The organism is Streptomyces sp. NPDC059166 (assembly GCF_042755185.1).
GTDB lineage: Bacteria > Actinomycetota > Actinomycetes > Streptomycetales > Streptomycetaceae > Streptomyces.
Genome location: NZ_JBHZCI010000006.1, coordinates 1 through 20,160 on the forward strand (window position 1 = coordinate 1; position 20,160 = coordinate 20,160).

Genomic DNA, 20,160 nt, shown 5'->3' on the forward strand with positions numbered 1-20,160 from the left:
GTATCGGGGCGACCCTCCGCCTTGCGATCGCACGCACCAGACGCCGCCGAGCCCGCCCTCCGGGCGGACGGCGCTACTTTCGAAACACGCCCTAGCGGCCACTTGGGAAACAGGTGACCCCGTGGACACTCGGATCCACCGCGGAAGTCCCGGGAAAGTTTCTCCGGGATTTCTGTCATCCTCCTCCGCCCCGCGCATCTACCTGGGCACCGCGGCACACCGCCGTACCAGTCGACCCGACCGGAGGGACGAACGATGACCGAGAGACCGAACAGGAAGCGAGGGCGCGCCCTCGCGGTCGCCGCGGCCGTGGGAGCGGTGCTGGCGGGTGGTGTCGTGTCACCGGCGGGTGCGGCGACGCTGCCCGCGGCGGGCCAGGTCTATCAGCTGGCGGTGAAGAAGAGCGGCAAGTGTGTGGATGTGCCGGGGGCTTCGTCGGCGAATGGCGCGCTGTTGCAGCAGTGGGGGTGTACGGAGGGTGCGGCGTGGCAGCAGTTCACGCTGAGCGCCGACGGTTCGGGGAGGTACCGGCTGGTCAACAAGTCGAGCGGCAAGTGCGTCGACGTCCCGGACGGCTCGAAGGTGAGCGGGGTCCAGCTCCAGCAGTGGGGGTGTGCCGCGCAGACGAACCAGCAGTGGACGCTGACGCCGAGCGGTACGGACACCTATCAGATCGTGAACGTGAACAGCGGTCTGTGCATGAGTGACAAGGGTGCGTCGACCGCGAGTGGTGCGGCGATCATCCAGGAGACCTGCACCGCCAACAGCAACAAGCAGTGGGCCTTCAAGCCCGTGGGCTCCACCGGGCCCACGACCGTCGCAGCCGACGGCACCGGCACCTACCGGACCGTGCAGGCGGCCGTCGACGCCGTCGGCACCGGGAACTCCAGCCGGGTCACCATCACCATCAAGCCCGGGACCTACCGCGAGAAGGTCACCGTCCCCGCCGACAAGCCCTACATCACCCTGAAGGGCACCGGCGACTCGTCCGACGACGTCGTCATCATCGGCAACCGGAACGCCGGGGACTACGGCACCTCCGGGTCGGCCACCGTCGTCGCCCTCGGCCACGACTTCACCGCCGAGAACCTGACCATGACCAACGACTTCGACGAGAACAGCTCCGACACCGGGGACCAGGCACTCGCCCTCTACCTCGACGCCGACCGCGCGATCCTCGACGACGTCCGACTCCTCGGCGACCAGGACACCTTCCTGCTGAACAACAACGCCAGGGCGTACGTCGTGGACTCCCGTATCGAAGGCACCGTCGACTTCATCTACGGCGGTGGCACCGCCGTCTTCCACGCCTGCGCGATCTACGAGCGCCGTACCACCGGCGGCCCCATCACCGCCGCGAGCACCGACGCGGGCAAGGCGTACGGCTTCCTCTTCTACCGGTCCACGATCACCGGCGCCGTGAACAACACCACCCAGCTGGGCCGGCCCTGGAGGGCGAACGCCCAGGTGCTCTACCGGGAGAGCACCCTCTCCGCGGCTCTGGCCACCGCACAGCCGTGGACGGACATGTCGACCAACTCCTGGAAGAACGCCCGCTTCTCCGAATACCGCAACACCGGCCCCGGAGCCACCGTCAACGGCAACCGCCCGCAGATGACCGACGCCCAGGCGGCGAACTACACGCCGCAGAAGTACCTGGCCGGAACCGACGGCTGGAACCCGGTGCGCTGAGCGCACACCACCACGCAGACCAGGACACGAGACGAGGAGAAGGACCATGAGCGGACACAGGAAACGGACCATGGGGCTCGGAGCCCTGCTGACAGCGATGCTGCTGGCGGTGGGAGCGGTGCTGGCGGGCGGTCTGGTGTCACCGGCGGGTGCGGCGACGCTGCCCGCGGCGGGCCAGATCTATCAGCTGGCGGTGAAGAAGAGCGGCAAGTGTGTGGATGTGCCGGGGGCGTCGTCGGCGAACGGGGCGCTGTTGCAGCAGTGGGGGTGTACGGAGGGTGCGGCGTGGCAGCAGTTCACGCTGAGCGCCGACGGTTCGGGGAGGTACCGGCTGGTCAACAAGTCGAGCGGCAAGTGCGTCGACGTCCCCGACGGCTCGAAGACCAGCGGGGTCCAGCTCCAGCAGTGGGGCTGCGCGTCCCAGGCCAACCAGCAGTGGACGCTGACCGCCAGCGGCACGGACACCTATCAGATCGTCAACGTGAACAGCGGTCTGTGCATGAGTGACAAGGGTGCGTCGACCGCGAGTGGTGCGGCGATCATCCAGGAGACCTGCACCGCCAACAGCAACAAGCAGTGGGCCTTCAAGCCCGTGGGCTCCACCGGCGGCCGCACCTGGTCCGACAAGGCCGACGGCTTCGCCTCCACCGGAGGCGGCACGACGGGCGGCGCGGCCGGCACGACCGTCACCGTGAAGACCTACGCGGACCTGGTCAAGTACGCCACCGCCACCGAGCCCTACGTCATCAAGGTCGCGGCCGCGCTCACCGCCACCACCTACGGCTACGAGATACCGGTGAAGTCCGACAAGACCATCGTCGGCACCGGCACCTCGGGCCAGATCGTCGGAGGCGGCTTCTTCCTCGGCACCGGCGTCCACAACGTCATCATCCGCAACCTCACCATCCGCGACACCCGGATGACCGAGGACGACCCCGACGACAAGGACTACGACTACGACGGCATCCAGATGGACACCGCCGACCACATCTGGATCGACCACAACCGCATCGAGCGGATGAACGACGGGCTCATCGACAGCCGCAAGGACACCAGCTACCTCACCGTCTCCTGGAACATCCTCGGTGAGCAGAACAAGGCCTTCGGTATCGGCTGGACCGAGAACGTCACCGCCCGGATGACCATCCACCACAACTGGATCCACGACACCAACCAGCGCAACCCCAGCATCGACAACGTCGCCTTCGCGCACCTCTACAACAACTACATGCAGAACGTGTCGTCCTACGGGAACCTCTCGCGCGGCGCCTCGAAGACGGTCATCGAGAACAGCTACTACAGCAAGGTCAACAACCCCTACTACAACGACACCTCGGCCGCTTCCCTGACCCAGACGGGCAGCATCTGCGTCTCCTGCACCGGCAAGCAGCAGACCAACGGGACGACCTTCAAGCCGTCCGACCACTACAGCTACACCCTCGACCCCGCCGCGGACGTCCCCGCGATCCTCGGACAGTACGCGGGGCCGCAGGCGAACATCGGCGGCTGACGGCCGGGTAACCCGGTTCTGCCGTCAGCAGATCCGCCCGGTGCGGGGGGCGAAGCACTCCCGCACCGGGCGTACCGCTCCTAGGCTCGGTCCATGAGCAGCCACGCGCCCGACCACGCCCGTGTCATCCCCCTTCGCCCCGTGGCCCCCGCCCCGGCCCGTGAACCGCTCTGGCGGGACGTGGTCGGCCAGGTCCTGCGCCGCGAGCGGATCGCCCAGCGGCGGACGCTCAAGGACGTCGCCGGGTCAGCGCGGATCTCCGTGCCCTACCTCTCCGAGGTCGAGCGCGGCAGGAAGGAAGCGTCCTCCGAGGTGCTCGCGGCGGCCGCCCGGTCCCTCGGCCTCGGTCTGGGCGACGTGCTGTCCCTGGCGCACGAGGAGATCGCGCACCGCGCCGCACCCTCCCGCACGGCACCGGCGTACAGGCCGATGGGGCAGGTCCGGCTCGCGGCCTGAGCCACGCCGTCAGGCGCTCATGTCCATCACGACACGGCCCTCGATCCGCCCCTCGGACATCTCCTCGAAGATCGCGTTGATGTCGTCGAGGGGGCGGACGGTGTACGTCGGCTCGATCAGCCCCCGGGCGAAGAAGTCCAGCGCCTCCGCCAGATCCGCGCGGGTGCCCACGATCGAGCCCCGCACCGTCAGCCCGAACAGCACGGTCGAGAAGATGTCCAGGGGGAACTGCTCCGGCGGCAGCCCCACCAGGGCCAGGGTCCCGCCCCTGCGCAGGGCCCCCACCCCCTGGGAGAAGGCCGCCCCGTTGACGGCGGTCACCAGACCGCCGTGCACCCCGCCACCCGTGAACTCCTTGATCGTGGCCGCCGGATCGGGATCGTTCAGGGCGTTCACCGCCAGTTCCGCGCCGTGCCGACGGGCCAGTTCGCACTTCTCGTCCGAGACGTCGACGGCGACGACCCGCATCCCCATGGCGCGGGCGTACTGCACGGCGATGTGGCCGAGTCCGCCGATGCCCGAGACCAGCACCCACTCTCCCGGCCTGACCTCGGACTCCTTGAGCCCCTTGTAGACGGTCACCCCGGCACAGAGGATCGGCGCCACGGCGGCCAGATCCACGCCCTCCGGGATGACGGGGGCGTACGCCGCGTCCACCAGCATGTACCGGCCGAAGGAGCCGTCGACGGAGTAGCCGCCGTTCTTCTGGTCGGGGCAGAGGGTCTCCCGGCCGGTCCCGCAGTACTCGCAGGAACCGCACGCCGACCAGAACCAGGCGTTGCCGACCATGTCGCCGATCCTGAGGCGGGTGACCCCGTCGCCGACGGCCACGACCTCGCCCACCCCCTCGTGGCCGGGGACGAAGGGCGGGACCGGTTTGACCGGCCAGTCACCGTGGGCCGCGTGGAGATCGGTGTGGCACACACCCGAGAAGAGGACCTTCACCAGTGCCTGACCGGGCCCGGGAGCGGGGAGTTCTCTGTCCTCGACGACCAGCGGGGAGGTGAAGTCCTTGACGACCGCCGCCTTCATGACCTGCATGATGTTGCCTCCGAGAGTGCGATGAGGGATGCCCGGACCTCACCAGCAGTCTGCGGTCGTGCCCTGCCGGGCGCGACCGGTGAGCCGCGGCGCGGCCCACCGGTGCTCCCGCTACTTCACCGCGACCGCGTCACCGGTGGAGACGACCTTCATGGTCGTCGTCGTGCCGAGGAACGCCCATCGCCAGCTGCCCGAGGCGGAGGCCTTCACCGTCGCCCGGAGGTGTCCCGCGCTGTCCGTGGTCGCCGTTTTGACCGTGTGGTACGAGCCACCTGGCGTCTTGTACTGCAGCTTCACCACCTGCTTGGTGTAGCCGTGGTACTTGAGATCCGTCCAGTTGGCCCGGGACAGCTTGCCGGTGACGGTGAGCGTGCCGCCCTTCCTGACCGGCTCGGGTGCCGCGTCCGTCGTCAGCGTCGCGGCCCGCTTCATCCTGAAGGTCGCGATGCGGTCGGAGATCCAGTAGTTTCCGTCGTTGGCCTTCACCGTGGCGTTGACCTGCCACGTCCCTGCCACCGCATTGGCGTCCCAGCCCCTGTTCGCGCTGCCGTAGGAGTCGATCCAGGACGGGTCGATCTCCATGGTCGCGGTGCACACGGACGTGGTCGAGCTGCTCTTCCGGCACGACGTGCCCAGGTATGACACCGGCCCGTAGCCGTTGCCCGAGTTGAAGGCCGACACGTCCGTCACGCCCTTCACCCCCGAGTTGTCCTTGATCGTCATGACGATCGGGAACCGCTTCACGTTCTTGACGCCGACGATCACACTGGCGCCCCCGTTCACGACGGTTCTGACGACCCGGATGTCCCCCCGGCCCTCGGCGTGTGCGGCCGGCGCCGCGAAGACCGCGGTGCCCACGGCACCCACCGCCGCGAGTGCGGCGATCCCTCTGCGCATGTCCCACCCCTGTTCTTCCCCCCGCCCGCAGTCGAGCGGGGGAACAGATTAGCGATCTCCGGGGTCACCTCGCGCTCCGCCGTCCCCGTGAGCCACCGGCCGGCCTGCCGGAAGGCCGCCCCGAGCCGTCACAAGGGGTGCGCCCGCACCCCGGGCCGGACGGACACCGGTGAAATCGCCGATGCCGCCCGGGCCGCGCACCCCGACTCTTGGCGGGTCGGACCCGTACTCTTGTCAGGAGCATTCCATGCGTCGTTCACCTCGCAGGCTTCTCGGACTCCTCGCCTCCGCCGCGGTCGCGTTCTCGCTGTTCTCGGCCGCGCCGACGGCCGGCGCGGCCGAGACCGCGGCCGCAGCCCCCGCCTCGACGCTGTCGACCAGCACGCCCGTCGTCTTCGTCCACGGCTACACCGGCAACGCCTCGAACTGGGTCACCGCCAAGAGCGTCTTCCAGCTCAACGGCTGGTCCAGCTCCAAGCTGTTCACCTACGACTACAACTCGTACGGGAACAACATCAGCAACGCCCAGGGCCTCGCCACGTTCGTGAACAACGTGAAGTCGCAGACCGGCGCGAGCAAGGTCGCCATCGTCAACCACTCGATGGGCGGCCTGGTCAGCCAGTACTACCTGAAGGTGCTCGGCGGGAACACCAGCGTCAGCCACCTCGCGTCGATCGCCGGAGCCAACCACGGCACCACCTACGCGAGCGCCTGCCTGATCTACACCACCTGCCAGCAGATGTACCCGGGCTCGTCCTTCATCGGCCAGATCACCTCGGGTGACGAGACCCCGGGCGACACGAAGTACGCCACCTGGTACTCGGCCTGCGACGGCATCATCCTCCCCTACACCAGCACCAAGCTGAACGGCGCGACCAACAACAACGTCGCCTGCCAGACCCACATCGGGTACCTGACCGACACCATCACCCTCGGCCAGATCGCCCGCTTCGTCGCTTCCTGACCCACCCGTACGCACCTCGGCCCCGGCATCCGTCCAGGATGCCGGGGCCGAGGCGTACGAAGAGCGGGCCGGTGGCTCAGGCCTCCGGCGCCGGGGCGATGCCCGTCGGGCAGGCACGGCCCCAGTTCGTCTCCGACGGGGACTCCAGGGTCGCCCCCGTGCCGCCGATGCCGCAGTAGCCGTCGGGGTTCTTGTCGAGGTACTGCTGGTGATACGCCTCGGCAGGCCAGAAGGTACGGCCCTCCGCCGGAAGGATCTCCGTGGTGATCGTGCCGTACCCGGCGCCGGTCAGCACCTGCTGGTACGCCTCGCGGGAAGCCTCTGCGGCCTCCGCCTGCTCGGGGGAGTGGGGGTACAGCGCGGAGCGGTACTGGGTGCCGACGTCGTTGCCCTGGCGGAAGCCCTGGGTCGGGTTGTGGGACTCCCAGAACAGCTTCAGCAGCTCCGCGTAGCTCACCACCTTCGGGTCGAACACGACGCGGACCGCCTCGGTGTGGCCGGTCAGGCCCGAGCAGGTCTCCTCGTACGAGGGGTTCTCGGTGTAGCCGCCCTGGTAGCCGACGAGCGTCGTCCAGACGCCCTCGGTCTGCCAGAACTTGCGCTCGGCGCCCCAGAAACAGCCCAGCGCGAAGTCGGCGACTTCCAGGCCCTCCGGATAAGGGCCGGTCAGCGGGTTGCCGAGGACCGTGTGGCGCTCCGGCACCGAGAACTCGGGAACCGGGCGGCCGCGCAGGGCCTCCTCGCGGGTGGGGAGCTGGGGGGTGCGGCGGGTCAGGAACATGCGGGGGCTCCTCCGGGGTCGGTGTTCGACGGGTACAACGCCCCGGGGGCGCCGTGGATTCCGTGAGGTCAGGCCGCCGGTGCCCGGGGGCCGTCCTGTCCGTCGCCGTCACCGTCCCCGGGTGCCGGGGCCTCGTAGGAGGACATGTAGGCGTCGGTCTTCCTGCGGGCCCGCAGCCAGAGCCAGACCGCGAGGGCTATCAGGATCAGCGGGATCAGTCGTGCCATGGGTGTACCGGTCCAATCCGAAGAGAGCGTGTGCCGGGTCAGTGGGGCAGCGTCGCCGGGCTGCCGCCGTTCGCCTCGTACCCGGCGACGGCCAGCGCCCGGTACACCGTGTACTCGGCGGCCGGGTCGGAGCTCTGGGTCCAGGGCAGCGCGCCCACGTGGCCGTCGATGTGCACGAGCTGGTGCATCGCCTCGGCCCAGCGTTCCATGCGGACCAGGAAGAGGACCAGCAGGTGCCTCACGTGCGCGAGCATCGGGTCGTCGCCCCGGGCCGCGTGCACGGCGAACATCGCACCGCCGACCGCCTTCGTCACGACGGTGCCCTGGTAGAAGCCCTGCACCAGATTGACCTCGGGCAGGTGCTCGTACACCGCGAAGAGCGGCAGCGCGGCCAGCAGCGAGCCCTGCGGGGCGCGGGCGGCGGCCGCCTCCGCGAAGCGGCCTGCCTCCTCCCGGGAGCCGTGCCACTTCTCGCACCAGAAGTGCAGGGCGGCGATGTGCGCGCCCATGTGCGACGGGGCGCGGTCGATGATCTTCGCCCAGAGCTGGTCGAACTGCTCGTGGGAGTAGCCCAGTCCACGGGCGACGGCCAGCTCCACGATGTACGGGACCGGGTCGCCCGGGGCCAGCAGGGCGGCCTCGCCGCAGACCGTACGAGCCTCCTCCAGGATGATCCGGAAGTCGTCCGTGCCCACCGTGCCGGTGCGCCACGCCTGCTGCACCAGGAACTCCGCGTGCACCGCGGCGGCGCCCGCGTCCTTGGGGGCCTTGGCCCGCCACGCCCGCAGCCACGCCCCGCCCTCGCCCGGCCTGTGCGCGAGCTCCAGCGAGGCGGCACCGGCGAACGCCTGCACCCGCTGCCAGCGGACCTCGCCCTCCTTCGGGGTGCCCGCGAGCAGCTGCGAGGCCGCCTTCCAGCTCTGGGTGCCCTGGACGACGTCGAGCACGTCGAGGAGGTCCTGGTCGGGGCCGGGCATCCGGACGTCCAGCTCCTCCTGGCGCGCGAAGCCGTAGGTGTCCGGGTCGGCCGCGTCCGGCGAACCGGGCGCGACCTGGCGGATGCCGCCCCTGCGCCGCAGCATGACCGGGCCCATGACGGCGAGGAGCATGCACAGCGCGATGAGAACCCACAGAATCTCCATGCGGTCCATTGTCCCCGGACGGGTATCGGGGCGGCGAGCGGCCTCAAGGGCCTGTATCGGGTTCCCCGACGCCCGGCACCGCACGCCCGCCGCACACCGATCGCACGCACCGGCCGCCGCTGCGCCCGTCCTCCGGGCGGACGACGCGGAACCCGATACATGCCCTGACTCCCTTACCGAAGAACTACGCTCGGGCCCCATGAGCGACCAGCACAGCTTCGAGACCCTCGCGATCCACGCCGGCAACACGGCCGATCCACTCACCGGCGCAGTGGTCCCGCCGATCTACCAGGTGTCCACGTACAAGCAGGACGGCGTCGGCGGGCTCCGCGGCGGCTACGAGTACAGCAGGAGCGCCAACCCGACCCGCACCGCGCTGGAGGAGAACCTCGCGGCGCTGGAGGGGGGCCGCCGCGGGCTGGCCTTCGCGTCGGGCCTCGCGGCGGAGGACTGCCTGCTGCGTACGCTGCTGACGCCCGGTGACCACGTCGTCATCCCGAACGACGCCTACGGCGGCACGTTCCGGCTGTTCGCGAAGGTCGCCTCGCGCTGGGGCGTGGAGTTCTCGGTCGCGGACACCTCGGACGTGAGCGCGGTACGGGCCGCCATCACCCCCCGTACGAAGGCGATCTGGGTGGAGACGCCCTCCAACCCGCTGCTCGGCATCACCGACATCGCGGCCGTGGCCCAGGTGGCGCGGGAGGCGGGCGTCCGGCTCGTCGTCGACAACACCTTCGCGAGCCCTTATCTGCAGCAGCCGCTCTCCCTGGGCGCCGACGTCGTGGTGCACTCCACGACCAAGTACATGGGCGGCCACTCCGACGTCGTCGGCGGCGCGCTCGTCGTCAGCGACCCCGGCCTCGCCGAGGAACTGGCGTACCACCAGAACGCGATGGGCGCCGTGGCCGGCCCGTTCGACGCCTGGCTGGTGCTGCGCGGCATCAAGACCCTGGCGGTCCGCATGGACCGCCACGACGAGAACGCCACGAAGGTCGCCGACCTGCTCACCCGCCACCCGCAGGTGACCCAGGTCCTCTACCCGGGGCTGCCGGAGCATCCCGGACACGAGGTCGCCGCCAAGCAGATGCGGGCCTTCGGCGGGATGGTGTCCTTCCGCGTCAAGGGCGGCGAGGAGGCGGCGGTCCGGGTCTGCGACCGGGCGAAGCTCTTCACGCTCGGGGAGTCGCTCGGCGGGGTCGAGTCGCTCCTGGAGCACCCGGGACGCATGACGCACGCCTCGGCGGCCGGTTCGCCGCTGGAGGTGCCGGCCGACCTGGTCCGGCTGTCCGTCGGCATCGAGAACGCCGACGACCTGCTCGCCGACCTGTCGCAGGCCCTCGGCTGACGCTCACGCGGCCGGACGCTCCGGTGGCGGGGCGTGCTAACCCCGCCACCGGACCGCACCGGAAACGCTGTTGCTCAGACCGCGGCCTTCTCATCGTCCAGCGATGCCCGGATCTGCTCGCGCATCTCGGGGCTGTCCTGGTGCTCGTGGACCGACACCGCGTGCTCCGCGGCGGCCCTCACCACTTCGTCCTCCTCACCGGAGATGGTGAGTGAACAGTTGGACACGCTCGGGTACTTGCGGCAGTCGGCGACTTTCCGTGTCATGGCGTCCTCCTCGACGGACGAGTGCACGCACTTCAAGGGTAGGTCCGGAACGCCGCGCGGACAGCCGGGGCGGCCGCCTCGCAGGTCAGTTCTCCTGGGGCGGCTGGTTCGCCGCCTGCCGGGCGGCCAGCGAGGCGTTGAAGCGGGTCAGCAGCGAGCAGAAGGTGTCACGCTCGTCCTCGCTCCATCCGTCCGTCACCTGGTACATCAGCTCGCGGCGCGAGGCGCGGACCTCCTCCAGCCGGGCCTGTCCGCGCGGCGAGAGCTGGAGCACGACGGCCCGCCCGTCCTCCGGGTGCGAGGTGCGCTTGACCAGTCCGGTGTCGACGAGCGGCGCGACCTGCCGGGTCACTGTCGAGGAGTCGATCCCCATGCCGGCGGCGAGCGCCTTGACGCCCATGGGGCCTTCCACGTCGAGCCGGTTGAGCAGCAGATAGGCCGCCCGGTCCATGGAGTTGCGGACCTGGCCGACACCGCCGAGGCGGGTCTGCTCGGCACGGCGGGCGAAGACTGCCACCTGGTGCTGGAGGGCATCGAGCAGGTGGTCGGTTCCCGGGTCGCCGGGGGTCGCGCCCCCGGAAGGAGACGCAGCAGTCGTCATGTCCTGAGGGGGCATGGCCGGGGGCTCTCTTCGTGCGGTGTCGGATGGGTGGGGGACAGAGTACGCGGCCACGGGGCAACGTGTACCAGTGCTGCACAAACCTGTGGACACCACCGCAGGACGCCATGAGATGCGACGGCCCCTGCCGCCTTGAGCTGCAAGACTTGCAGTCATGAACTTCCGTGCGCCCGGCCCCTTCCCCCCGCTGATCCTCGACGACGTACGAGGGGCGCAGAAGATGCTGTCCGGGGTGGCCCGGACCACGGGGATGGAGGGGAGCCGCCATCTCAGCTCCCTCGTCGGCGCACCCGTCCACCTCAAGTGCGAGAACCTCCAGCGCACCGGGTCCTTCAAGCTGCGGGGCGCGTACGTGCGGATCGCGGGCCTCAGCCCCGTCGAGCGGGCCGCCGGTGTGGTGGCCGCGAGTGCCGGAAACCATGCGCAGGGTGTAGCACTCGCCTCTTCGCTGCTCGGCGTACGCTCCACGGTCTTCATGCCCGTGGGAGCACCGCTGCCGAAGGTGGCCGCGACCCGCGAGTACGGGGCGGAGGTGCGGCTGCACGGCCAGGTCGTCGACGAGACGCTCGCCGCCGCCCAGGAGTACGCCGAGGAGACCGGTGCCGTCTTCATCCACCCCTTCGACCACCCCGACGTCATCGCGGGGCAGGGGACCGTCGGCCTGGAGATCCTGGAGCAGTGCCCGGAGGTCCGCACCATCGTCGTCGGCATCGGCGGGGGCGGGCTCGCCGCCGGGATCGCGGTCGCGGTGAAGGCACTGCGTCCCGACGTCCGGATCGTCGGCGTGCAGGCCGCGGGGGCGGCGGCCTTCCCCGCGTCGTTGTCCGCCGGGCATCCGACGGTGCTGGACTCGGTGCAGACCATGGCCGACGGGATCAAGGTGGGGCGGCCCGGTGACCTCACGTTCCCGCTGGTCCGTGACCTGGTGGACGAGGTCCGCACGGTCACCGAGGACGAGCTGTCCAGTGCGCTGCTGCTCTGCCTGGAGCGGGCGAAGATGGTCGTGGAGCCCGCGGGGGCGAGCCCCGTCGCGGCGCTCCTCAGCGACCCGGAGTCCTTCCGGGGGCCGGTCGTCGCCGTGCTGTCGGGCGGCAACGTCGACCCGCTGCTGATACAGCGCATCCTCACGCACGGCATGGTCACCGCGGGCCGCTACATGAGCCTGCGGCTGCGGCTCACCGACCGCCCCGGGGCGCTGGCCGCGATGCTCGCCACGCTGTCCGTCGCGGACGCCAACGTCCTGGACATCCAGCACGTGCGCACCGATCCCCGCCTCGGGCTCACCGAGGCGGAGGTGGAACTCCACCTGGAGACGAAGGGGCCCGTGCACTGCGAGGAGGTGGCCGCCGCTCTGCGGGGCGCCGGCTACCTGGTGCGGTCCTGAGCGTCACGGAGGACGCCTCTTCGGAAAACCCGTTGTGAGTCGCGATGTATCGCGTTACGGTGCATCGCCGAAACACCCGGTGTTCCCCGCCCCGCAGGGCCGGGAACCCTACGATCCGCTCAGGAACTCACGCGAAGCAATCTGGGGGAATCCCGTATGCCAGGCGCCATCTACGCCGAAGGCCTGGTGAAGACCTTCGGCGATGTAAAAGCACTGGGCGGAGTCGATCTCGACGTGCCCGAAGGCACCGTCCTCGGCCTGCTGGGGCCGAACGGCGCCGGCAAGACCACGGCCGTCCGTGTCCTGACCACCCTCCTCCAGCCGGACAGCGGGCGGGCCGTGGTGGCGGGCATCGACGTGCTGAAGAACCCCGACCAGGTACGCCGATCGATCGGGCTGTCCGGCCAGTTCGCGGCGGTCGACGAGTACCTCACCGGCCGGGAGAACCTCCAGATGGTCGGCCAGCTCTACCAGATGAGCGGGCGCGACGCGAAGAAGCGGGCCGGTGAGCTGCTGGAGCGGTTCAACCTCGCCGACGCGGCGGACCGCACAGCGAAGACGTACTCCGGGGGCATGCGCCGCCGCCTCGACCTGGCGGCGGCGCTCGTCGTCTCCCCGCCGGTGATGTTCATGGACGAGCCCACCACCGGGCTCGACCCGCGCAACCGGCAGCAGCTCTGGGAGGTCATCCAGGAGCTCGTCGCAGGGGGGACGACGCTGCTGCTGACCACGCAGTACCTCGAGGAGGCCGACCACCTCGCCCACGACATCTGCGTCATCGACCACGGCAAGGTCATCGCCCGAGGTACCTCCGACGTGCTGAAGGCCCGTACCGGCGGCGAGCGCGTCGAGGTCGTCGTGCACCGGCCGGAGGAGATCGAGCGGGCGCGTTCGGTGCTCGCGGTCTACGGCAAGGGCGACATCTCCGTGGAACAGCACACCCGCAAGCTGACCGTCCCGGTCACCGGCGGGGCCAAGCTGCTCGCCGAGGTGATCCGCGACCTCGACACCCAGGGGGTGGAGATCGACGACATCGGTCTGCGGCGCCCCACGCTCGACGACGTCTTCATCTCGCTCACCGGGCACGCCGCCGAACTGGAGAAGAACGGTCAGGACCCGTCCGGGGCATCGACCGAGGCCGCACAGGGCCGGAAGGAGGACGGGAAATGAGCGCCGTCACCGACACGAGGGCCGTCCCGCCGATGAAGGCCCGCGGGGCGATCAGCCGGTCCGTGGCCGACTCGCTGGTCGTCGCCCGGCGCAATCTGATTCGCATGGCCAGGATTCCGGAGATGGTGATCTTCGGACTGGTCCAGCCGATCATGTTCGTGGTGCTGTTCACCTACGTCTTCGGCGGCTCCATCAAGGTCGGCGGGTCCCTCTCCTCGACGGACTACAAGGAGTTCCTGATGGCCGGGATCTTCGCGCAGACGGTCACCTTCGCGACCGCGGGAGCCGGCGCGGGCATCGCCGACGACATGCACAAGGGTCTGATCGACCGCTTCAGGTCGCTCCCCATGGCCCGGGGCGCCGTCCTCACCGGACGCACCCTCGCCGATCTCGTCCAGACCGCCCTCACCCTCGTCGTCCTCGCCGGGGTAGCCCTGATCATCGGCTGGCGGACCCACGAGAACCTCGGCAAGGTCCTGCTCGGCTTCCTGCTGCTGCTCCTGCTCGGCTACGCCTTCTCCTGGATCGGGGCCCTCATCGGGCTCGTCGTCCGTACCCCGGAGGCGGCGACGTCGGGCGGTCTGATCTGGCTGTTCCCGCTGACGTTCATCTCCAACGCCTTCGTGGACGCCAACCAGATGCCGACCGTCCTGCGGCACATCGCCGAGTGGAACCCCTTCAGCGCCACCGTGCAGGCCTGCCGGGAGCTATTCGGGAACCTGCCGCCGGGCTTCGTCACCCCGGACGCCTGGCCCATGCAGCACCCGATCCTCGCTTCGGTGATCTGGTCGGTGCTGATCGTGGCGGTCTTCCGCACCCTGGCGGTCCGCAAGTACCGCTCGGCCACCGCCTGACGCCCGCCCACGAGAAGCCCCGGCCGCACGCGGCCGGGGCTCTTCTTCGTGCGGGTGCGGGTCAGCCCTGGTAGGGCTTGGCCGAGATGATCTTCACGGTGGCCTTCTTGCCGTTCGGCAGCTCGTACTCCGCGTCGTCGCCCACCCGCTTGCCGTTCACGCCCGTGCCGAGCGGGGACTGCGGGGAGTAGGTCTCGATGTCCGTGCTCGCGTACTCACGGGAGGCGAGCAGGAAGGTGACCGTGTCGTCCGGGTCGCCGTCGAAGGCGATGGTCACGACCATGCCGGGCTCGACCACGCCGTCGTCGGCAGGGGCCTCGCCGACCTTCGCGTGCTCCAGGAGCTGGGTCAGCTGGCGGACCCGGAGCTCCATCTTGCCCTGCTCCTCCTTGGCCGCGTGGTACCCGCCGTTCTCACGGAGGTCACCCTCCTCACGGGCCGCCGCGATCTTTACGGCGATCTCCGTGCGCGCGGGACCAGACAGGTACTCCAGCTCTGCCTTCAGCTGGCTGTGCGCCTCCGGCGTGAGCCAGGTGACGTTGTCGCTGGTCTGGGTCACAGGGTGCTCCTCGTCGGTGCTGGGAATACAAAGCAACGCCCTACCCCCAGCATGCGCTGCCACGGGTGGGCGAAACAACGAGCCTAACAATTCCGCGCGAAAAGGGGGAGAAGGTAAAAGGTCACACGCGCGTCCCCGCAGGTCAGGGCGGGGGCGCGTGCTCCCGCAGCGGCGCGCGCCGCCGCCGGTCAGCTGTCGGAGGCGCAGCCGGTGAGCTCGACCGCCGTGGCCCGGGAGGTGGTGCGCAGCGAGACGATCTCGTCGATCCGCTCGGAGCGCTGGTCGAAGCGGTAGTCGGCGCGGCCGACCTCGCCGCCCTCCTCGCTCAGGGCGCGCAGCGTGCAGTGACCGTCGGTGCCGCGTTCCTTGCGGACCTCGAGGTGGGCCTCGGCGCGGCTGTCGGAGACGATCCGGGACTTGATGACCTCGGCGCTGATGTCCTGGCCGGCGATGTAGTCCCAGCCGAACCAGCCGACCATCGCGAGGAAGGCGACGCCCAGCACCGAGCCGACGATCTTCAGCTTGTGGTCCGCGCGTTCGTCCCGCGTGCGGCCGTAGCGCCCTTCGGGCGTGGCCTCGCGAACCGCTGCCATGATCGTTCCTCCCGTACCGGGGTTCGAGGAATTTTCCACCCCCCGGTTCAGTCACTATAGAAGCCGACCACTGCGACGAATCACTGAGGACCGAGTCTTGACCGAGCAGCTGAGACTGATGGCCGTGCACGCCCACCCCGACGACGAGTCGAGCAAGGGCGCGGCCACCATGGCCAAGTACGTCTCCGAGGGGGTGGACGTCCTGGTCGTCACCTGCACAGGCGGCGAACGGGGATCCATCCTCAACCCGAAGCTCCAGGGCGACGCGTACATCGAGGCCAACATCCACGAGGTACGCAAGAAGGAGATGGACGAGGCCCGCGAGATCCTCGGTGTCGAGCAGGAGTGGCTCGGGTTCGTCGACTCCGGCCTGCCCGAGGGCGACCCGCTGCCGCCGCTGCCCGAGGGCTGCTTCGCCCTGGAGGACGACGAGACGGCCGCCGGGCGCCTCGTGGCGAAGATCCGCGCGTTCCGCCCGCAGGTGATCACCACCTACGACGAGAACGGCGGCTACCCGCACCCCGACCACATCAAGACGCACACGATCTCGATGATCGCGTTCGAGGGGGCCGGGGACGCGGAGAGGTTCCCGGAGGCGGAGTTCGGCCCGGTCTTCCAGCCGCAGAAGCTCTACTACAACCAGGGCTTCAACAAGCCGCGCACCGTCGCCCTGCACGAGGCGCTCCTCGCCCGGGGGCTGGAGTCCCCGTACGGCGACTGGCTGAAGCGCTGGGCCGAGTTCGAGCGGGCGGAGCGCACCCTGACCACGCACATCCCGTGCGACGACTTCTTCGAGATCCGTGACAAGGCGCTGATCGCGCACGCCACGCAGATCGATCCGGACGGCGGCTGGTTCCGGGTCCCGATGGACGTCCAGCGGGAGGTGTGGCCGACCGAGGAGTACGAGCTCGCCAAGTCCCTGGTCGATACCTCCCTCCCCGAGAGCGACCTCTTCGCGGGCATCCGCGACAATGCCTGATATGTACGCGACCCAGGCACTGACGCAGCTCGTCCCGCTCGCCGCCGACGAGTTCGACAAGAACAAGGTCACCCCCGGCGTCCTCGGATTCATCGTCTTCGCGGCGCTCGCCGTCGGGGTGTGGTTCCTGATGAAGTCGATGAACCGCCACATGGGGCGGGTCGACTTCGAGGAGGCCCCCGACCCCGAGGCGAAGTCCGCGGACGCGGAGCAGCCGGAGAAGGCCGGTTCCGGCACGGGGAAGACCACGGCCTCCGGCAAGGGCTGACACACGACGGGCCGGGTGCGTCCCGGCCCGTGCGTGCGGGCCTCAGGGCCGTACGCCCAGCGGCACGCCCATGATCTCCCGGGCGTGCCGGGTGGGCGTCAGGCCGAGGCGCCAGGCCTGCCAGCCCTCGTCCAGGTCGACCCCGCGGTCGAGCACGGCCCCGAAGGTCCTCGCGCAGTCCGCCAGCTTCGGGTCACGCAGCGGGTGGGCGGCCTCCAGCAGGTCCGCCAGCTCCTGCTGGGCCACCGCGGCGCCGACCTCGCTGCCGCCCGGCGAGGCGTACGGCAGGAAGGTGCACCGCAGGAACGCCGCCCAGTCGCCGCCCCGGACGTCACCGTACGAGCCGAACAGGGCGGCGGCCTCGTCGCACAGCGCCAGAGCCTGTGCCGCGCGGTCGTTCCCGCCGTCGATCAGGGCCAGCTCCAGGCAGGTCCACGCCTCGCCGTGGGCCACCCCGATCCGGCGGAAGTCGGCGCGGGCGTCCACCAGGAGCTGCCGGGCGAAGCCGGAGTTGCGGAGGTTGCCCGTGCGGGCGGCCCGCTGGTCGCGGGTGACCCGGCCCGAGTGGTGCCGGGCGCACGCCAGGCCGTACACGTCCCGCATACGGGAGAACATCGTGCGGGCCCGCTCCAGCTCCCGCACGCCCTGGTCGCCGTCGCCGTCCTCCTCCAGGGCCTGGCCCAGGTAGTAGCGCGTCCAGGCCTCGCCCCGCGCGTCCTCGTTGGCCCGGTGCCGGGCGAGCGCGACGCGCAGCTGCTCCACGGCCGAGGCCGCGCCACCCGCACCGTCCTCGTCCATCAGCCGGGCACGGGCCAGCTGTGTCAAAGCCCACGCCTCCCCTCGCTCGTCGCGGGTGCGGCCGTACAGGCCGAGCGCGGTCGACAGCTCCTGCTCGGCGCGGGCCACCTCGCCCATCCGCAGACAGACCTGGCCCAGCTGGAAGTGCGACCACGCCTCGCCGTGCAGGGACTCGCCCTCGCGGTGCAGGGCCAGCGCGGTGTCCAGCAGGGTCAGGGCCTCCGCCAGATTCGCCCGGTCGCGTTCCACGGCGGCCAGCGCGTGCAGCGACCAGGCCCGGTCCTCCGCCTGCTCCGGTGACGCCTGCAGGTCGAGCGCCTCCCGCAGCCTCGCCGCCGCCTCCGTCAGATTCCCCTGGTGGTGCAGGGTGATGCCGAGCGAGCAGAGCGCGAGCGCGGCCCCCGCGTCCTGCTGCGCCTCGCGGTACAGGCCGACGACCGAGGACAGGGTCGTCCGGGCCTTGTCCAGCTCGCCGAGCTGCCGGGCCGCGATACCCGTACGCCACCGGACGGACCGGTCCAGGAGCCCCTGGTCGACGGCGCGCGTCAGCTCGCTGATCTCCCCCAGCCGGTACAGGTCGCCGCGCAGCAGGCAGTAGTCGCACAGGGCGCCCAGCAGATGGAGCACCGCGGCCTGGCCGACGCCCTCCGAGTGCCGCAGCGCCGAGGTGATGGCGCTCGACTCGTCGTCGAGCCAGCGCAGTGCCGCGTCCAGCGAGCCGAAGCCGTGCGAGCCGAAGCGGCCCGCCCGGGTGGACATCTTGCCGTCCACCATGCGGATCACCGCGTCGGCGAGCTCCGCGTAGTTCTGGATCAGGCGCTCCTGCGCCGCCGTGCGGTCCGCCGCCGGTTCCTCGTCCAGCAGCCGCGCCGAGGCGAAGTCGCGCACCAGGCCGTGCAGCCGGTAGCGCGCGCCCCGCACATGGATCAGCAGACCGGCCCGGGCCAGCGACTCCAGCAGCCGGCCGGCCTCCTGCTCGTCACAGGCGAGCAGCGAAGCCGCGGCGGCCGCCCCCAGGCTGGCGCGCCCGGCGAGCGCGAGGCGGCGCAGCAGCCGGCGCGCCTGCTCCGGCTGGTCGGTGTAGCGCAGCCACAGGGCGCGCTCCACGGGCTCCACCGGCCCGTACTCCCCGAGGGCCGACGCCAGTTCGGCGCGGGTACGGGCGCCGAGCGAGGAGCCCGCGACCCGCAGGGCGAGCGGCAGCCCGCCGCACAGCTCGACGACGGTGTCGGTCGACGGGTAGTCGTACGGTCCGGCCTCCTCGTCCTGGGCCGACTCCCGCAGCAGCTCCTCCGCGCCCGCCGCGTCCAGCCCTCCGACGGGCAGCTGGTGCACCCGGGCGGGGAAGCCGTCCGGCAGGTCCAGGGGCTCGCGGGTGGTGACCAGGACCAGGCTGTCGGAGCGCTCGGGTACCAGCGCGCGGATCTGGGCGGCGTCCGTGGCGTCGTCCAGGACGACCGTCACGGGCGTCCCCGTCAGGTGCTGGTTGTACAGCTCGCCCAGACGCCGCACCTGCTGCTCGGCGGACGACCCCTCCCTGAAGAGCAGCTGCTCGCGGGGCGCGCCCAGCCGGTTGAGCAGGTGGAGCAGGGCGTCCCGGGTCGGCAGCGGGGCCTCCCCGCTGACACCGCCCCGCAGGTCCACCACACAGGCCCCGCGGAACTGGTCCCGCAGGGCGTGCGCCGCGCGTACGGCGAGCGCGCTGCGGCCGGAACCGGGGGCGCCGTGGAGCACGACCACCACCGGTCTGGTCTCCGTCGCGGCGCGGGCCGCGTGCACCCACTGCGCGATCCGGGCCAGTTCGCCGCGCCGTCCGCTGAACGGCCCCTCTGCCACCGGGAGATGGGAGAACGACTGCTCCAGGAGCGTACGGGTGCGGGCGGCCGCGCTCCGGTCGCCGCCACGCAACTGGGCCACCACGGAGGCGGCGGCCTTCTTCCTGGGGGGCCGCGCCTTCGCCGTCAGCACCCGCTGCTGGTCGAGGTACGGGCGGATGCCCCGTACCTCCAGGGCCGTCAGCCACTCCAGCCGCAGCTGCTCCGGGTCTCCGGGGAGTCCCTGCTCGCCCGCTCCCCGACGGGCCGCCGGCCGGTGCGAGGCCGTCACCCGGGCCACCGTCGCGGTCGTCCCCGCGACGGCGACGGCCGCCCCGGCGCCCAGCGCGAGACCGGTCGCCGTGCCGAGCACCAGGTCCGCGCCGAAGGCCGCCGCCGCGGCAACCCCCGTCACCATGAGCGGTGTTGCCAGGGATGCTTTGCTGAACCTCGCCGACAGCGGCTGCTGCCCGGCTCCGGTGGCGTCCAGCGCCCGGGTGTAGGCGGCGTACTCGTCGGCCGCGGCGGCGGCCATGGTGTCGAGCGCGCCCCGCGCACGCGCCAGGAGCGCGCCGGAGTCCGTCCGGCCGCCCGTCCTGCGCGCCTCCTCCTCCACGGCCCGGACCAACAGCCGTTCGGCCTCGGCGCGATGGCTGTCCCGCATGCGTCCCCCAGTCTCCGGCCGCATCGGCCGGCCGGCTGTGCTGTCGAGAGCAACCAGTGTCCAGCCTGAGGGCCTTCGGCGCGAGAGCCCGTGACGGTGCGTCACAGGGCTCTCCGGGAAGACCGGGAGCCCGTCGG

At 70.9% G+C, this 20,160-nt stretch carries 20 protein-coding genes; 10 read left to right on the forward strand and 10 right to left on the reverse strand.

The features are described 5' to 3' along the window. The first annotated feature begins 255 nt into the window (after window positions 1-255). From ACFXOA_RS06225 to ACFXOA_RS06235, 3 genes are all read left to right on the forward strand, one after another. Window positions 256-1,692: a pectinesterase family protein gene (locus tag ACFXOA_RS06225; protein ID WP_385023157.1), complete on the forward strand. Its 1,437-nt coding sequence runs from the start codon at window positions 256-258 to the stop codon at window positions 1,690-1,692. 46 nt (window positions 1,693-1,738) lie between these two features. Beyond that, complete coding sequence (locus ACFXOA_RS06230) at window positions 1,739-3,202, forward strand: RICIN domain-containing protein (RefSeq protein WP_385023159.1); 1,464 nt, start codon at window positions 1,739-1,741, stop codon at window positions 3,200-3,202. Window positions 3,203-3,295: 93 nt separating this feature from the next. After that, window positions 3,296-3,658 (forward strand): helix-turn-helix domain-containing protein, encoded by a 363-nt coding sequence (locus ACFXOA_RS06235; protein ID WP_385023161.1) that lies wholly within the window; start codon window positions 3,296-3,298, stop codon window positions 3,656-3,658. Between the two features lie 9 nt (window positions 3,659-3,667). Here ACFXOA_RS06235 and adhP read toward each other — a convergent pair whose 3' ends face one another. Both adhP and ACFXOA_RS06245 read right to left on the reverse strand, forming a co-directional pair. After that, the gene (gene adhP / locus ACFXOA_RS06240) at window positions 3,668-4,690 is read right to left on the reverse strand and encodes an alcohol dehydrogenase AdhP (RefSeq protein ID WP_385023507.1); all 1,023 of its coding nucleotides are present in this window, start codon (window positions 4,688-4,690) and stop codon (window positions 3,668-3,670) included. A gap of 120 nt (window positions 4,691-4,810) precedes the next feature. Continuing rightward, window positions 4,811-5,596: a hypothetical protein gene (locus ACFXOA_RS06245; protein ID WP_385023163.1), complete on the reverse strand. Its 786-nt coding sequence runs from the start codon at window positions 5,594-5,596 to the stop codon at window positions 4,811-4,813. A 247-nt stretch (window positions 5,597-5,843) separates the two neighbouring features. Here ACFXOA_RS06245 and ACFXOA_RS06250 point away from each other — a divergent pair, with 247 nt between their 5' ends. Continuing rightward, complete coding sequence (locus ACFXOA_RS06250; protein ID WP_385023165.1) at window positions 5,844-6,560, forward strand: esterase/lipase family protein; 717 nt, start codon at window positions 5,844-5,846, stop codon at window positions 6,558-6,560. A 76-nt stretch (window positions 6,561-6,636) separates the two neighbouring features. On the opposite strand, the gene msrA is transcribed toward ACFXOA_RS06250, so the two are convergent. The 3 genes from msrA to ACFXOA_RS06265 form a co-directional block, all read right to left on the reverse strand. After that, a complete protein-coding gene (msrA, locus tag ACFXOA_RS06255; protein WP_385023166.1) occupies window positions 6,637-7,341 on the reverse strand; it encodes a peptide-methionine (S)-S-oxide reductase MsrA in 705 nt (234 codons plus the stop codon). A 68-nt stretch (window positions 7,342-7,409) separates the two neighbouring features. After that, window positions 7,410-7,568: a hypothetical protein gene (locus tag ACFXOA_RS06260; RefSeq protein WP_385023168.1), complete on the reverse strand. Its 159-nt coding sequence runs from the start codon at window positions 7,566-7,568 to the stop codon at window positions 7,410-7,412. A gap of 38 nt (window positions 7,569-7,606) precedes the next feature. Then, window positions 7,607-8,710 carry a hypothetical protein gene (locus ACFXOA_RS06265; protein ID WP_385023170.1) on the reverse strand — a complete coding sequence of 368 codons (1,104 nt, stop codon included), beginning with the start codon at window positions 8,708-8,710 and terminating at the stop codon, window positions 7,607-7,609. Window positions 8,711-8,909: 199 nt separating this feature from the next. Between ACFXOA_RS06265 and ACFXOA_RS06270 the strand changes: the two genes are divergently transcribed. After that, entirely contained in the window at window positions 8,910-10,055 is a 1,146-nt protein-coding gene (locus tag ACFXOA_RS06270) for a cystathionine gamma-synthase (RefSeq protein WP_385023172.1), read from the forward strand. Window positions 10,056-10,129: 74 nt separating this feature from the next. Here ACFXOA_RS06270 and ACFXOA_RS06275 read toward each other — a convergent pair whose 3' ends face one another. Together ACFXOA_RS06275 and ACFXOA_RS06280 are read right to left on the reverse strand one after the other, a co-directional pair. After that, on the reverse strand, window positions 10,130-10,321 hold the full coding sequence (locus tag ACFXOA_RS06275) for a DUF1059 domain-containing protein (RefSeq protein ID WP_362538888.1): 192 nt from the start codon (window positions 10,319-10,321) through the stop codon (window positions 10,130-10,132). A gap of 85 nt (window positions 10,322-10,406) precedes the next feature. Beyond that, window positions 10,407-10,937 (reverse strand): MarR family winged helix-turn-helix transcriptional regulator, encoded by a 531-nt coding sequence (locus ACFXOA_RS06280; protein WP_385023175.1) that lies wholly within the window; start codon window positions 10,935-10,937, stop codon window positions 10,407-10,409. Between the two features lie 157 nt (window positions 10,938-11,094). Here ACFXOA_RS06280 and ilvA point away from each other — a divergent pair, with 157 nt between their 5' ends. The 3 genes from ilvA to ACFXOA_RS06295 all read left to right on the forward strand — a co-directional run bounded on the left by ilvA (window position 11,095) and on the right by ACFXOA_RS06295 (window position 14,348). Beyond that, window positions 11,095-12,324 carry a threonine ammonia-lyase gene (ilvA, locus tag ACFXOA_RS06285; RefSeq protein ID WP_385023177.1) on the forward strand — a complete coding sequence of 410 codons (1,230 nt, stop codon included), beginning with the start codon at window positions 11,095-11,097 and terminating at the stop codon, window positions 12,322-12,324. 156 nt (window positions 12,325-12,480) lie between these two features. Further along, window positions 12,481-13,494 (forward strand): ATP-binding cassette domain-containing protein, encoded by a 1,014-nt coding sequence (locus tag ACFXOA_RS06290; RefSeq protein WP_385023179.1) that lies wholly within the window; start codon window positions 12,481-12,483, stop codon window positions 13,492-13,494. Then, window positions 13,491-14,348 (forward strand): ABC transporter permease, encoded by an 858-nt coding sequence (locus tag ACFXOA_RS06295; RefSeq protein WP_385023181.1) that lies wholly within the window; start codon window positions 13,491-13,493, stop codon window positions 14,346-14,348. The genes ACFXOA_RS06290 and ACFXOA_RS06295 overlap by 4 nt, the downstream gene beginning before the upstream one ends. A 61-nt stretch (window positions 14,349-14,409) precedes the next feature. On the opposite strand, the gene greA is transcribed toward ACFXOA_RS06295, so the two are convergent. Together greA and ACFXOA_RS06305 are read right to left on the reverse strand one after the other, a co-directional pair. Beyond that, entirely contained in the window at window positions 14,410-14,907 is a 498-nt protein-coding gene (gene greA, locus ACFXOA_RS06300; protein ID WP_362538897.1) for a transcription elongation factor GreA, read from the reverse strand. A gap of 188 nt (window positions 14,908-15,095) precedes the next feature. Continuing rightward, window positions 15,096-15,500 (reverse strand): DUF4307 domain-containing protein, encoded by a 405-nt coding sequence (locus tag ACFXOA_RS06305; protein WP_385023183.1) that lies wholly within the window; start codon window positions 15,498-15,500, stop codon window positions 15,096-15,098. Window positions 15,501-15,597: 97 nt separating this feature from the next. Here ACFXOA_RS06305 and mca point away from each other — a divergent pair, with 97 nt between their 5' ends. Continuing rightward, window positions 15,598-16,479, forward strand: coding sequence for a mycothiol conjugate amidase Mca (gene mca, locus ACFXOA_RS06310; RefSeq protein ID WP_385023185.1), 882 nt, complete (start codon window positions 15,598-15,600; stop codon window positions 16,477-16,479). 1 nt (window position 16,480) lies between these two features. Beyond that, a complete protein-coding gene (locus ACFXOA_RS06315; RefSeq protein WP_385023187.1) occupies window positions 16,481-16,747 on the forward strand; it encodes a hypothetical protein in 267 nt (88 codons plus the stop codon). Window positions 16,748-16,789: 42 nt separating this feature from the next. On the opposite strand, the gene ACFXOA_RS06320 is transcribed toward ACFXOA_RS06315, so the two are convergent. Next, window positions 16,790-20,023, reverse strand: coding sequence for a tetratricopeptide repeat protein (locus tag ACFXOA_RS06320; protein WP_385023189.1), 3,234 nt, complete (start codon window positions 20,021-20,023; stop codon window positions 16,790-16,792). Window positions 20,024-20,160 lie beyond the last annotated feature (137 nt).

Bases quoted from the DNA above. Each gene is read 5' to 3' on its own strand.
- ACFXOA_RS06225 (WP_385023157.1), top strand. From the start codon at position 256: ATGACCGAGAGACCGAACAGGAAGCGAGGGCGCGCCCTCGCGGTCGCC.
- ACFXOA_RS06230 (WP_385023159.1), top strand. From the start codon at position 1,739: ATGAGCGGACACAGGAAACGGACCATGGGGCTCGGAGCCCTGCTGACA.
- ACFXOA_RS06235 (WP_385023161.1), top strand. From the start codon at position 3,296: ATGAGCAGCCACGCGCCCGACCACGCCCGTGTCATCCCCCTTCGCCCC.
- adhP (WP_385023507.1), bottom strand. From the start codon at position 4,690: ATGAAGGCGGCGGTCGTCAAGGACTTCACCTCCCCGCTGGTCGTCGAG.
- ACFXOA_RS06245 (WP_385023163.1), bottom strand. From the start codon at position 5,596: ATGCGCAGAGGGATCGCCGCACTCGCGGCGGTGGGTGCCGTGGGCACC.
- ACFXOA_RS06250 (WP_385023165.1), top strand. From the start codon at position 5,844: ATGCGTCGTTCACCTCGCAGGCTTCTCGGACTCCTCGCCTCCGCCGCG.
- msrA (WP_385023166.1), bottom strand. From the start codon at position 7,341: ATGTTCCTGACCCGCCGCACCCCCCAGCTCCCCACCCGCGAGGAGGCC.
- ACFXOA_RS06260 (WP_385023168.1), bottom strand. From the start codon at position 7,568: ATGGCACGACTGATCCCGCTGATCCTGATAGCCCTCGCGGTCTGGCTC.
- ACFXOA_RS06265 (WP_385023170.1), bottom strand. From the start codon at position 8,710: ATGGAGATTCTGTGGGTTCTCATCGCGCTGTGCATGCTCCTCGCCGTC.
- ACFXOA_RS06270 (WP_385023172.1), top strand. From the start codon at position 8,910: ATGAGCGACCAGCACAGCTTCGAGACCCTCGCGATCCACGCCGGCAAC.
- ACFXOA_RS06275 (WP_362538888.1), bottom strand. From the start codon at position 10,321: ATGACACGGAAAGTCGCCGACTGCCGCAAGTACCCGAGCGTGTCCAAC.
- ACFXOA_RS06280 (WP_385023175.1), bottom strand. From the start codon at position 10,937: ATGCCCCCTCAGGACATGACGACTGCTGCGTCTCCTTCCGGGGGCGCG.
- ilvA (WP_385023177.1), top strand. From the start codon at position 11,095: ATGAACTTCCGTGCGCCCGGCCCCTTCCCCCCGCTGATCCTCGACGAC.
- ACFXOA_RS06290 (WP_385023179.1), top strand. From the start codon at position 12,481: ATGCCAGGCGCCATCTACGCCGAAGGCCTGGTGAAGACCTTCGGCGAT.
- ACFXOA_RS06295 (WP_385023181.1), top strand. From the start codon at position 13,491: ATGAGCGCCGTCACCGACACGAGGGCCGTCCCGCCGATGAAGGCCCGC.
- ACFXOA_RS06305 (WP_385023183.1), bottom strand. From the start codon at position 15,500: ATGGCAGCGGTTCGCGAGGCCACGCCCGAAGGGCGCTACGGCCGCACG.
- ACFXOA_RS06315 (WP_385023187.1), top strand. From the start codon at position 16,481: ATGTACGCGACCCAGGCACTGACGCAGCTCGTCCCGCTCGCCGCCGAC.
- ACFXOA_RS06320 (WP_385023189.1), bottom strand. From the start codon at position 20,023: ATGCGGGACAGCCATCGCGCCGAGGCCGAACGGCTGTTGGTCCGGGCC.